The sequence below is a fragment of the Oceanisphaera litoralis genome (genome assembly GCF_016907015.1).
GTDB lineage: Bacteria > Pseudomonadota > Gammaproteobacteria > Enterobacterales > Aeromonadaceae > Oceanimonas > Oceanimonas litoralis.
In genome coordinates, this window is sequence record NZ_JAFBBE010000021.1 from 22,477 (window position 1) to 34,572 (window position 12,096).

Annotated in this window: 11 protein-coding genes and 3 tRNA genes; 6 read left to right on the top strand and 8 right to left on the bottom strand. The window is 59.5% G+C overall.

Annotated features, from left to right (window positions below):
- Positions 1 to 127: 127 nt before the first annotated feature.
- From HNR62_RS12890 to HNR62_RS12905, 4 genes are all read right to left on the bottom strand, one after another.
- Positions 128 to 469, bottom strand: a complete 342-nt coding sequence (locus HNR62_RS12890) for a 4a-hydroxytetrahydrobiopterin dehydratase (RefSeq protein ID WP_204796501.1) — start codon at positions 467 to 469, stop codon at positions 128 to 130.
- Between the two features lie 10 nt (positions 470 to 479).
- Positions 480 to 1,274: a phenylalanine 4-monooxygenase gene (gene phhA / locus HNR62_RS12895; protein WP_204796502.1), complete on the bottom strand. Its 795-nt coding sequence runs from the start codon at positions 1,272 to 1,274 to the stop codon at positions 480 to 482.
- Positions 1,275 to 1,379: 105 nt separating this feature from the next.
- A complete protein-coding gene (gene pncB, locus HNR62_RS12900) occupies positions 1,380 to 2,591 on the bottom strand; it encodes a nicotinate phosphoribosyltransferase (RefSeq protein WP_204796503.1) in 1,212 nt (403 codons plus the stop codon).
- Positions 2,584 to 3,231, bottom strand: a complete 648-nt coding sequence (locus HNR62_RS12905) for an isochorismatase family protein (protein ID WP_204796504.1) — start codon at positions 3,229 to 3,231, stop codon at positions 2,584 to 2,586. The genes pncB and HNR62_RS12905 overlap by 8 nt, the downstream gene beginning before the upstream one ends.
- 144 nt (positions 3,232 to 3,375) lie before the next feature.
- Between HNR62_RS12905 and HNR62_RS12910 the strand changes: the two genes are divergently transcribed.
- Entirely contained in the window at positions 3,376 to 3,717 is a 342-nt protein-coding gene (locus tag HNR62_RS12910; RefSeq protein WP_204796505.1) for a DUF2750 domain-containing protein, read from the top strand.
- Between the two features lie 137 nt (positions 3,718 to 3,854).
- Positions 3,855 to 4,955: a cell division protein ZapE gene (gene zapE / locus HNR62_RS12915; protein WP_204796506.1), complete on the top strand. Its 1,101-nt coding sequence runs from the start codon at positions 3,855 to 3,857 to the stop codon at positions 4,953 to 4,955.
- A gap of 20 nt (positions 4,956 to 4,975) precedes the next feature.
- On the opposite strand, the gene HNR62_RS12920 is transcribed toward zapE, so the two are convergent.
- The 4 genes from HNR62_RS12920 to rsgA all read right to left on the bottom strand — a co-directional run bounded on the left by HNR62_RS12920 (position 4,976) and on the right by rsgA (position 10,872).
- A complete protein-coding gene (locus HNR62_RS12920; RefSeq protein WP_239552798.1) occupies positions 4,976 to 5,485 on the bottom strand; it encodes a DUF4136 domain-containing protein in 510 nt (169 codons plus the stop codon).
- Between the two features lie 72 nt (positions 5,486 to 5,557).
- Positions 5,558 to 8,884 carry a miniconductance mechanosensitive channel MscM gene (mscM, locus tag HNR62_RS12925; RefSeq protein WP_204796507.1) on the bottom strand — a complete coding sequence of 1,109 codons (3,327 nt, stop codon included), beginning with the start codon at positions 8,882 to 8,884 and terminating at the stop codon, positions 5,558 to 5,560.
- 62 nt (positions 8,885 to 8,946) lie between these two features.
- A complete protein-coding gene (gene asd, locus HNR62_RS12930; protein ID WP_204796508.1) occupies positions 8,947 to 9,807 on the bottom strand; it encodes an archaetidylserine decarboxylase in 861 nt (286 codons plus the stop codon).
- 30 nt (positions 9,808 to 9,837) lie between these two features.
- Positions 9,838 to 10,872, bottom strand: a complete 1,035-nt coding sequence (gene rsgA / locus HNR62_RS12935; RefSeq protein ID WP_204796509.1) for a small ribosomal subunit biogenesis GTPase RsgA — start codon at positions 10,870 to 10,872, stop codon at positions 9,838 to 9,840.
- 88 nt (positions 10,873 to 10,960) lie between these two features.
- On the opposite strand from rsgA, the gene orn reads away from it, so the two are divergent.
- The 4 genes from orn to HNR62_RS12955 all read left to right on the top strand — a co-directional run bounded on the left by orn (position 10,961) and on the right by HNR62_RS12955 (position 12,077).
- A complete protein-coding gene (gene orn / locus HNR62_RS12940; protein WP_204796510.1) occupies positions 10,961 to 11,506 on the top strand; it encodes an oligoribonuclease in 546 nt (181 codons plus the stop codon).
- A 239-nt stretch (positions 11,507 to 11,745) separates the two neighbouring features.
- Positions 11,746 to 11,821: transfer RNA gene (locus HNR62_RS12945), tRNA-Gly, on the top strand.
- Between the two features lie 53 nt (positions 11,822 to 11,874).
- Positions 11,875 to 11,950, top strand: a tRNA-Gly gene (locus HNR62_RS12950).
- Positions 11,951 to 12,001: 51 nt separating this feature from the next.
- Positions 12,002 to 12,077 (top strand) — tRNA-Gly (locus HNR62_RS12955).
- Positions 12,078 to 12,096 lie beyond the last annotated feature (19 nt).

Below are 12,096 nucleotides of genomic sequence, written 5' to 3' on the forward strand. Positions count from 1 at the left end.
AGGCTGGAATGAGCGTAGCGAATTACAACCCGTGACCCGACAGCTGACAGGTTGGGACTCGTGCCTCGTCCCAACCTACCACTACGCCATCGACTCCGGCCTGCACCGGAGTGACGAATCTTCCGTCTTATGGCACAAGCAACTTATCGGTTCTGGCCGCCATGATGAAGTCGTTGCGGTGCAGTCCATTGATGGCGTGGGTCCACCAGGTGACGGTGACCTTGCCCCATTCCAGGGTGATGGTGGGGTGATGAAACTCGCTTTCCGCCAGCTCGGCCACCTTATCGGCAAAGGCCCAGGCCAGCTTGAAGTTCTTGAATTTGAATTCCCGCTCCAGCAGCCGCACCCCGTCCCGGGCTTGTGGCGTCCAGTCCGGCAGGTTTTTCATCAGCGCGGCCAGCTCGGCATCGCTGACTCTGGGGGCATCGGCCCGGCAGGCCTCGCACTGTTGTTGGGCAAGTTCGGTCATGTTTACTCCTTTAACTGGCGTTTTTTCCGGCTGGAAAGGTAGGGGGAAACAGCCCCAGGCCGCGGGCTTTTTGCACCTCGGCCATGATGTCCATGTCGGCGATGGCAAAGAGATCGTCGATGGCGTCGAGTACATAATAGATGGGCTGCATGATATCGATGCGATAGGGAGTACGCAGCACGTCCAGTATATCGAAGGGACGAAAATCGGGTAGGTCCGACTCGAACACATGACGGGTTTCGCCCGGTGAAGACAGGATGCCGCCGCCGTAGATGCGGCGACCGCCGGGGGTGTTGAGCAGGCCGAATTCCACGGTAAACCAGTACAAGCGCGCCAGAAAGCCCCGATCTCTGGGACTGGCGTCGCGCCCAAGCTGGCCGTAGGCATGGGTAAAGCGGGCGAAAGCCGGGTTGGTGAGCAGGGCGCAGTGGCCGAACAGCTCGTGAAAGATGTCCGGCTCTTGCAGATAATCGAGCTCTTCCCGGCGGCGGATAAAGGTGGCGACCGGAAAACGCCGGTTGGCCAGCAGCTCGAAGAAGCGGTCGAAGGAGATCAGTGCCGGCACCCGGCTGACCTGCCAGCCGGTGGCGGGCTCGAGCACCCGGTTGATGTCTTCAAGCTGAGGAATCCGGTCGCGAGGTAGCGCCAGTCGGGCCAGACCCGTCATGTATTCATTACAGGCCCGGCCTTCCACGCACGCCAGCTGGCGCTCGATCAGGGTGTGCCAGATGGCATTTTCTTCACCGCTGTAACGGATAACACCATCCGGGTCCGGCTTGCGGGCCACATATCGGGTCGCGTTCATCGGGCATTCCCATTTTCCAATCAATCTCAATCTCAATCTCTAATGTAGAGAGACGGCAGACGATTGAGAAGGGAAGCTGCCGAGCCGGGTTTACAGTTACTGTAACTATAAGTTTACATCTGGCGGCTGTTTGACCGTGGTCGGTTCTACGTCGAATACCTGGGCCAGATAGGCCAGATAGCCGGGGTCTTCGCACATGGCCTTGCCCGGGCTGTCCGACAGCTTGGCTACCGCCTGACCATTACAGCTGGTCATTTTGAGCACTATGTTGATGGGCGAATGGCTCATGATGTCGTTGGTCAGGTGGGTGCCGATACCGAAGGCCGGACGACACTGATGACGGAATTGCCGATACAACTCCAGGGCGCTGTGCATGGTCAGACCATCGCTGTAGACCAGGGTCTTGCTGCGTGGATCTATGTTCATACGGCGATAATGGGCCAGGGCCTTTTCGGTCCATTCCACCGGGTCGCCGGAGTCCTGGCGCAGACCGTCGAACAGCTTGGCGAAGTAGAGATCGAAGTCGCGCAGAAAGGCGTCCATGCCCACCACATCGGTCAGGGCGATGCCGAGCTGGCCCCGGTATTCGTGTACCCAGGCTTCCAGCGCCATCTTCTGGCTGTCGATAAGCCGGGGTCCCAGCGCCTGAAAGGCCTGCATGAATTCATGGGCCAGGGTGCCGACCGGTTTGAGCCCCAACCGCCGGGCCAGATCCAGGTTGCTGGTGCCGGCAAACTGTACCGGTAATTGCCGTGCCAGCTCGGTCACCACCTCTTGCTGCCAGGCGCGGGAATAACGACGGCGGGTACCGAAGTCGGAAAAGCGAAAATCGTCGTTATCCGGGCATGCCTGCACCAGGCTGATTTTGTCCTGCAGCCGAGCCCTGGCGGCCGACCCATCGTGGCCGGGATCATGGCGCCGACAATAGACCTCGCTGATGATGGCCAGCAAGGGCACCTCAAACAGTATGGTGTGCAGCCAGGGTCCCTTGATGTTCAGCTCCAGCTCGCCCCGGTGGCAGCTCAGGTGGATAAAGCGCCTATCCAGCCGGAACAGCCGCAAAAAGTGAATGAAATCGGACTTGATGTATTCGAGCTGGCCCAGATAGGCGAGCTCGTCTTCGGTCAGGCGCAGCTGGCAAAGATGTTCGATTTCGGCTTCGATGTCGTCGACGCAGTCGCTGAAGTCCAGTTCGGTATTACGGCTGCGAAAGCGGTATTCCACCTCGGCGGCCGGGTACTGATGCAGTACCGTCTGCATCATGGTGAACTTGTACAGATCGGTATCGAGCAGAGAGCGGATTACGGGCTCAGTCATCGGCCTGCTCCAGTTGGGCGCTGTCATGCACGAAATGAGCGCCGTGCTGGAGCATCTCGGCCATGGCATGTCGGCTGGACGCGTCGTCCACGCCGCGAATGGCGGAGCGGTTCACCACCACGTTGAAGCCGGCGTCCAGCAGTTGCAGCACCGTATGGCGCACGCAGTAATCGGTGGCGAGGCCGCCGACCAGTACCGTGTTGATCTTGTTACTGTGCAGAAACTCGATAAGTCCGGTGCTCATGCGCCCGGCCAGGTCGTGATAGCAGGCGCCGTAGGGGTGCATGTCCGGCTCCACGCCTTTCCAGACGAAAAAGTCATAGTCGGCCGGGTGGGGAAGACCGTCCAGCAGCTCGAAGCCCCGGGTGCCGGGCACCGCGTGGCGGGGCCAGCGAATATCCATGTTGGCGCCCTCTATGGGGCTTAACGGCGGCCGCTTGTCGCTACTGACCCACAGCGCCCGGGGCGAGTGAGCATCCTTGGAGCCCAGGCGGTAGTCGGCAAAGGCGGCCTGGCGATTAAGCTCATCGGCAATGGTATCGCCGCCGGGCACCGGCAGCTCGTCCGGGCAGGCCGGGGTAAAGGTATATTGAGCATCGATATCCAGGCTGGCGACCCGGTTTCTGGCGGGTAACTTCATACGTCACCTCCTATGTTAAGTGTGGACCTTTGGCCCTTCTGCCGCAGTGTATTAGTATTGTTTTTGATTGAGTCTAGGGGGAATTTGGTTCAGTATCGCCCCATCTGGGGTATCTTCCCCGTTATCAGCCCAAAGGTGAACAACATGAGCGATAGCCACCAGCAAAATTACCAGCGTTTTCTCGATGAAGTCACAGCCAACCGGGTAATGTGGGGGCTGCGCTTCGGCGATGAGTGGGTCGTTTGCGACTCGTCCGAGTTTGAAGATACCGAAGTGATGCCGGTATGGTCTACCGAGAATGAAGCCAAAGTGCAGTGTGTGGATGAATGGGCCGAGTATGAACCCTTCGAAATCACCTTGGCCGAATTTCTCGAAGTCTGGGTAGAAGACATGTCCGAAGACGGCGTACGCATAGGTCCCAACTGGGATGCCGAGCTGGACGGCATCGAGCAGGACGTGCTGGAACTGGTTAAAGCGCTGGCCTGATCGAATACTCCCTTGGGTTAACAGCCTGCCCGGCCTAGCCGGGCAGGCTGTTTTTATTTCTGCCGCCACCCGGATTGTCAGTCTGGCGAAAAATCTGGCTTAATAGCCAGTCGATACCCGACCAGATAGAGGATCTGATGTCAGCCTTGTCTCCCTATGCCGCCTATCGGCAGGCGATTGAATCCGGTTTTAAAGATGACGCGGCCCAGCACAGGGCCGCCGAGTGCCTGGAGCGCTGTTATCGGCAGTTGCAGGCGGGTGAGTCGGAGATTACCGGCATCTATCTGTGGGGGCCGGTGGGGCGGGGCAAGACCTGGTTGATGGACCGCTTCCACCTGAGTCTGACGGTGCCGGCGAAACGACAGCATTTTCATCACTTCATGCGTTGGGTACACAAGCGGCTGTTTCAGCTGGGTGGCACCGAAGACCCGCTGACCGTGCTGGCCCGGGAGCTGAGCGCCGAGACGCACGTCTTGTGTCTGGACGAGCTGTTCGTCAGCGATATCGGCGATGCCATGCTGTTGGGCCGCCTGTTGCAAGCGCTATTCGAGCAGGGACTGGTGCTGGTCAGCACCTCGAATCAGCCGCCCGACGGCCTCTATGCGGAAGGCTTTAATCGCGAGCGCTTTCTGCCGGCGGTCGCGGCCATGAACCGTCATATGCAGGTGCTGAGCGTGGACGGCGGCGAGGATCACCGGCTGCATCCGGGGCAGCAACAACAGCGCTACTGGGTAAAGCAGCCGCAGGCACTGGCGGCGGAATTCGCGACCCTGACGGTGGAGGAGGGGAGCACCAGGCCATTCACGCTCGGCCACCGCCAGATAAGGGTGGTGCGGCGTGGTAATGGAGTGCTCTGGTGTCATTATCGCGACCTGTGCGAACAGCCGCTGGCGGCGCTGGACTTCATCGAGCTGTGCGACCGTTTTCATCATATTCTTCTGGGCGAGGTGCCGAGCCTCACCGGCAGCCGGCAGCAAGCGTCCATTGCCCGCGGCACAGAGGACGGCGTTACCCAGGTAGCGGCAGGAGATCGCCAGTTGCCGGCGTTGTCCCGGCAGGACGACGGCGTGCGCCGCTTTATCGCCCTGGTCGACGAATGCTACGACCGCGGCATTCCGCTCTATATTGACGCGGCTGTGCCGTTGAATGAGTTATACCCCCAGGGGGCGCTGGCCTTTCCCTTTCGTCGCACCCTGAGCCGACTGCAGGAGATGCAGCTGCAACGGTTTGGCGAGTGAGTGGTTTCACACCTCACACCTCATGGTCGGGGCGGATAGTTGCGCAGCAGTTCCGCGACCTGCTGTTCTATGCGGCGGCGGCGCTCCATGCCCTTGATGTTGTCGGCGGGAAAGGCCCTGGGGTGTTTGCTGCGCCACAGTACCCTGCCGCTGTGCGCTTGTGTCAGCCACAGCTCCAGTCTCTGCTGCCGCACGGCGCCATAGACCCTCTCCTCATCATCCCACAGGTTCCCATGGCGGGAGAACATGCTTGGCGTTGTGGTCAGCAGCCGGGTTTCCTGCAGCAACCGGTAATGCAGCCATAGCGAGGCCTGATCCGGCGTGGTCAGGCGCAGGCCGCGTGCCGGCAGCATGGCCTTGGCCGCGGCACCGATGCGGGCGCCATCCAGCGAGTGAACATCACCGGATGGTGCCAGTGCCACGCTGGTAAAAGCGCGAAAATCGGTGTCTTCGGCATAGTCGTAGGGGGCGGCGCAACCGCTCAGCAGCAGAGTCAGGGCGAACAGGCGAAAGATGAAAAAGATGAACATGAGCAGAACTCCGATCGGGAGTGATAGCTTATTTACTCCCGATCGGGTCGAAAAGGCAAGGGCTGCCGCAGGCTATTCTTTAGCCGCCTTGGCACCGGAATCTCGCAAGAAGGAAGAGGTGGATTGCTCGCCGAGCAACCGGATATCCACCTGCTGGTGCGGTATCTTGATATCGTGCCGGCGCAGCCGGTTCAGCAGCAGATTATGCAGTTCATGGGTCATGGGCATGCGATGGCTCATGTCTTCCACATAGACCCGTACCTCGTAGACCAGCGCCGAGTCGGTCAGCTCCACCAGAAACACCTCGGGCACCGGGTTATCCAGGATCCGCCCACATTCGCCGATGGCTTCGTTGATGAGGAGCTGTACCAGTTCGACATCGGCGTCGAGCCGTACTCGCACCATCAGCCTGACCCGGGTAATGGCGTCGGACAGCGACCAGTTGACGAACTGCTCTGTGATGAAGGCTTTGTTCGGCACTATGATTTCGCGTCTGTCCCAGTCCACTATGGTGGTGGCTCGGGTCTTTATTTTGGACACGCTGCCGGTCAGATCGCGGATGGTCACGGTGTCGCCGATACGGATCGGTTTCTCGAACAGTATGATCAGGCCGGAAACGAAATTGGCGAAAATCTCCTGCAGACCAAAGCCCAGGCCCACCGACAGCGCCGCCACCAGCCACTGGGTTTTGGACCAGTCGATGCCGAGCATGGCGAAGGTGGTGAAGGCACCGATTATCAGCACCAGATATTTGGAGATGGTGGTAATGGCGAAGCCGGTACCCGGTGACAAGTTCAGGTGCTGCAGCACGCTGAGCTCCATCAGGCCGGGCAGGTTGCGGGCGGTGATCGAAGTCAGCACCACCACGAACAGCGCAATCACCAGATCCTTGAGCGAAATGGGCACCAGGGTGTCCTCTCCGGCCAGGCTGCTGGACACCTGCCATACCTCTATGCTGTCGAGGAAGCTGAAGGCGGTATGGATCTCGGACCACAGCAGCATCAGGCTGAGCAGATAGCCCAGCATCAGCGCCGAACGCAGCAGCCCCAGCGACTGGGCACTGATGATGTCCAGGTCCACCTCGGCCACGGCGGCGGCTTCCGCCTCCGGACTGGTCGGCGGCTCGGTGAGATCTTCCTTTTCCTTGCGCTGGGCCAGTATCTCGGCCCGCCGGGCCTTGGCCCGCTCGAAGGCCAGCCGCCGGCGCTGGATCAGCATCCAGCGGCGTACCAGGTTGTAGAACATCAGAAAGCCCATCCCCACCAGCACCGAGATTTCCAGCTGGCGCAGCAGGGTATGGGCGGTGAACAGATAGCCCATGATGGTGGCGACGAGGGCCAGCAGGGGCGATATGATCAGCAGCCCCCACAGCAGATGGTTTACCAGGGTCAGGTGTTCCTGCCGCAGCGGCGACACCAGCAGCGGCAGGTCTTCCCGGTACAGGCGCCAGGAAAACAGACTGGTCAGCAGGCAGATCAACATAAAGCCGAGCCGGCCCAGGGTGTCGTAGAGGGAATACTCCCGATATGCATCGGCGACATAAAACAGCAGCAGGGCGGGCAGCAGCGCCAGCATCAGGGTCTGGAACTGGCGCCAGACCCGGCGCACCCGATCATGGGGCAGGTTGAAGTGTACTATCAGCAGCCCTTTGCTCATCATCAGGTTGCCGACGAACAGCAGAATGAACACCGGCAGCATCAGCTGATGCAAGGCATCCGCCAGGGCGATGACCACCTGCGGGGCCCAGGGCGAGTCGATTGCATTGCCGAGCAGCGACAGCAGGGCCGGTATCGGCATGGCGGTCAGCAGACTCAGCAGCAGGGTATTGAAGGTGTAGTCGTATCTGTCCTGAGTCACGTTGCCGATATAAGGGCTGATTTTTTCCAGATAGCTGCGCAGGCTGCGGCGGCTCAGGATCCACATATAGACCACCAGCAGCGAGCTGAGACCATAGAGGGTCAGGCTGGCACCGCCTTGCTGCAGCAGTGTCTGGGGCAGGGCGGTCCAGGTCGAGAGGGTCAGCAGCCAGCCCAGGGTTTCCATCAGCGCGGCCGGAAACTGGGTGCCGATGGGACGCAAGTCCGGCAGCCAGAACAGGCGCTCGTCGGTGAGGGCGCGAATCTCCTGCAACTGGCTGTTTTGCCGGCTGTAGGCGACTTTCAGGCGGGTCTGTTCATGGATTTGATTGTCGGTGGCGCTGATCAGTCGCTCCAGCAGCCGGCGTTGGGTGGTCAGCAGTTCGTCGATCTGCATCCGCTGTAATGCGGTGATGCCCTGAGCCTTGTCGCTCAGCAATAACTCGGTACGGTAGCTGTTGTTTCTCAGGTTATCGAGTGATTCCTGATAGCCGTATTTGTCGACCCGGCTTTGCACGATGCGGGCCTCGAGCTGAGGCAGGGAATAGGGAGGGGGCAACTCGCTCAGGCGGGTACGCAGGTTTTCGCCGAAACCGCGGCTGACCTGCAACCACTCCAGCTGTTCCTTGAGGTTGACCTTCATGTCGGCCAGTTCGGAGGCGGCCCGCTCTACCGCCTGATATTCCAGCTGCAGCGATTCCACTTCCCGGCTTTTTTCACTCAGTAGCCCGGACAGGCGCTGGTTGGCCACCTGTTGTTCGGCCAGCAGCAGGGAGTCGGTTTCCACTTCGTCCAGCAGCCGATCACTTTCGGCAATGGCCGCTTCCGTGGTGGCGCGGCGCAATTCGTTCTGGCGCTGCTGCAGGGCGTCGATGGTGACGTCCAGATCCTGTATCTGGCGTTGCAGTATGTCCAGCTTCAGCCGGTTGATGCTGTCTCTGTTACCGGAAGACAGCTGTTCCAGCTCCAGGGTCTGGATCCGTTGCTGCAGGCTCTGTTCCCGCGCCATGGCGAGGATGCGAGTGGCCGTTTGCTGTTGGCCCTGAGTCTCGGAAAACTGCAGCTTATCCAGTGATTGCTGGGTGTTACGCAGTTGCTGGCGCAGATCGTCGAGCAAGTCGTGCAGGCCGCTGTTGCTCAGCTCCTGCAGGTTGAGGGCATTGTTCAGCTCTTCACGCTGGCGCCTGAGTTCGAGCCGCCGGGCCTGCACATCCACCAGTGCCTGCTGCACCGCCTCTTCATCCAGTTGGGGAATATGACCGGTATCCGTCGGCTTGAGTCTGGCCTGCTGTTGCTCCAGCTTCTTGAGCTCGGCCGGATACTCATCCATGAATTTCTTGAGATCCCTGGCCTGTTGTTGATAACGATCGCCTTCGCGTACCAGCTGCAGGGCCTGGTTATAATCGTCGCGCAGCTTCTTCAGCTCGGATCTGTCACCTTCGGGTACTTCCGACAGCAGGGCTTCGATATCGGCAACGCTCTGATCGGCCAGCAGCGGGACGGGGAGGAGTAAGGCTAGCAACAACAGGATGGGCGCGAACACGGTTGGCTCTCAACAAAAAGAAAATTCAGGCCGCGGCACCGGTTGGGCCGCGGCTATTCAGGTTAATCCTGATTCAGTCTGCCAAACTCGGTTCCCATACGCGTAGGGGTACCGGGCAGCAGGTGCTCGGACAGTGTAACCTTGCCGGGAGCAAACAAACAGACGACGGTACTGCCCAGTTTGAAGCGACCCATTTCGTCGCCCTTGGCCAGGCGAGGGGCGGTGGCCGGGTCGTAATCCCAGCGCTGAATCCGCTTGCCGGTGGGTGGCGTTACTGTACCCGCCCAGAGGGTTTCGATGCTAGCCACGATAGTCGCCCCTACCAGCACCAGCGCCATGGGGCCGGCGGGAGTATCGAAAATACACACCACCCGCTCGTTGCGGGCAAACAGCTCGGGCACGCGGGAGGCGGTCAGCGGGTTGACCGAAAACAGTTCGCCGGGCACGTAAATCATGGTTTTCAGCACGCCATCGACCGGCATGTGAATGCGGTGATAGTCCTTGGGCGCCAGATAGATGGTGGCGAAATCGCCGCCCATGAAGGGCTCGGCCAGCGCCTTGTCACCACCGAGCAAGGCCCGGGCACTGTAATCGTGGCTCTTGGCCTGGATGATGCGACCCTGTTCGATGGACGCGAGCTGGCTGATGGCGCCGTCCACCGGCATGGCCAGCACTTCGTCGCCGTCCACCAGTGGACGGGCGTCTTCTTTCAGGGCGCGGGTAAAGAAGTCGTTGAAGCTGGCATAGTTGGCCGGATCTTCATGCCGGGCTTCGCTCATGTCCACCCGGTACTGGCGGATGAAACGACGGATCAGCCACTGACTGAAGTTGCCGCCCTCCATCGCGGCCAGATGGCCCACGAGGCGGGACAACAGATGCTTGGGAAGCAGGTATTGCAGCAGAATTTTCAAATGGTCTGTCATGATGGTTCCGAAAAATGACGGGGATGATAATCAGGCGTCGGGATGATGGCGACTGGGTTTGTCGGCCATGGCATCCATGATGCGCATATAACTCTCGAAACGTTCGGGATGAATGCGTCCCTCTTCTTTCGCCTGCTGCAGCAGGCAGCCGGGGTCGGTGCGATGCTTGCAGTCGCGAAAGCGGCAACCGCCGAGGTATTCCCGAAATTCGCGGAAACACCAGGCCACTCGTTCCGGGGCCAGGTGCCACAGCGAGAATTCACGAATACCGGGCGAGTCGATCAGCGAGCCACCGGACGGAAAATGGTAGAGCCGGGCCGTGGTGGTGGTGTGCTGGCCCAGACCGGAGTTGTCGGACACGGCACCGGTGACGGCCTCTACTTCGGGCATGACCGCATTGACCAGCGAGGATTTACCCACCCCGGACTGACCGACGAAGATGCTGGTGTGATCTTTAAAGGCGTTTTTGAGTTCTTCCAGGCCTTCGCCGGTATCGCAACTGACCAGCAGTACCTGATAACCGATATCGCGATAGCGCTGCAGCGCATGTTCGGCCTGTTGGCGCTGCTCGGTGCTGAGCAGGTCGACCTTGTTCAGCACTATCATGGGCGGCATCTCGACGTCTTCGGCCGCGACCAGATAGCGATCGATGACGTGACAGCTCAGTTCGGGCAACACCGAGGACACCAGTACTATCTGACTGATATTGGCGGCGACCGGCTTGATGCCGTCGTAGAAGTCGGGGCGAGTCAGCACGGTCTGCCGGGGGTGTACCGCTTCCACCACGCCGCTGATGCCCTGAGTGGTATCGAGACCCGGGCGCCAGACCACGCGATCGCCGGTGACCAGCGACGACAGGGTACGGCGCATGTTACAGCGGTGAACCTGTTGTTCGCTGTCTTCGATGTCCGCATGCTGACCGAACCGGCTGATCACCAGCCCATCCTGCTGGGGGCCGAGCTGACTGTCGTCAATGGTGTCTGCGGGCTTGCGCTTGAGACGACGGCTGTGATTATCACTGACCCGCCGCTTCTGGCCTTTGCTGAGTTTTCTTCTCTTGGTCACGATATCCTCGAACCTGTTTTCATTGCCGGCTATGATACACTTTCCCGTTGGAACTTGTCCCTATTGCCACCGAGCTTCGAGAGATAACATGAGCCAAAACGCAGAAAACCTGGTCTGGATCGATCTGGAGATGACCGGCCTGGAGCCGGATGAACACAAGATTATCGAAATCGCCAGCATCATCACCGACAAAGAGCTGAATATACTGGCCGAAGGGCCGGTGTTGGCTATCCATCAAAGCGAGGCCGAACTGGCCAAGATGGACGAATGGAACGTGCGTACGCACACCGGCTCCGGGCTGGTGGCGCGGGTACAGGCGAGCAAGGTGACCGAAGAAGAGGCGGTGGCACAGACCCTGGCGTTTTTGCGTGAATGGGTGCCGGAGCAGGCCTCGCCGCTGTGTGGCAACTCCATTGGTCAGGATCGGCGTTTTCTGGTGCGGCACATGCCGGTGCTGGAAGCCTTCTTTCACTACCGCAATGTGGATGTCAGCACCGTCAAGGAGCTGGTGCGTCGCTGGCAGCCGGCCTTGCTGGAGCAATTCACCAAAAAGGGCAGCCATCAGGCACTGGACGATATTCGCGAGTCCATCGCCGAACTGCAGTTCTACCGGCAGACGGTGTTCAAGATATAAGCGCCTCTTACTCTTTTGCCGATGTTTTCGCCAAACGGAATACAGGTGAGAAAAAACTCTTGCATTCGATCAATCGGCTCGTATAATTCGCCTCCCGTAGCCAGTCGCAATTGTGAAGCAAGCTGCTGATTACTACAGGTTAAACCAGAGTGCGGGACTAGCTCAGCTGATAGAGCACAACCTTGCTGAAGTTGATGAAGGTCGCGACGCAGCCCCATGCACAGAGTTAGAAGATTACTGCGGGAATAGCTCAGCTGGTAGAGCACAACCTTGCCAAGGTTGGGGTCGCGAGTTCGAATCTCGTTTCCCGCTCCAAGTTGAAAGCATGGGTTACCAGACCGGTGTTTTAAGAAGTTAAGAAATGTTTTGCGGGAATAGCTCAGCTGGTAGAGCACAACCTTGCCAAGGTTGGGGTCGCGAGTTCGAATCTCGTTTCCCGCTCCAAATCAAGACGATATTGCTACCAGAGCGATATTGGGTACTAAGAAAGTTATTGCGGGAATAGCTCAGCTGGTAGAGCACAACCTTGCCAAGGTTGGGGTCGCGAGTTCGAATCTCGTTTCCCGCTCCAAATCAAGACGATATTGCTA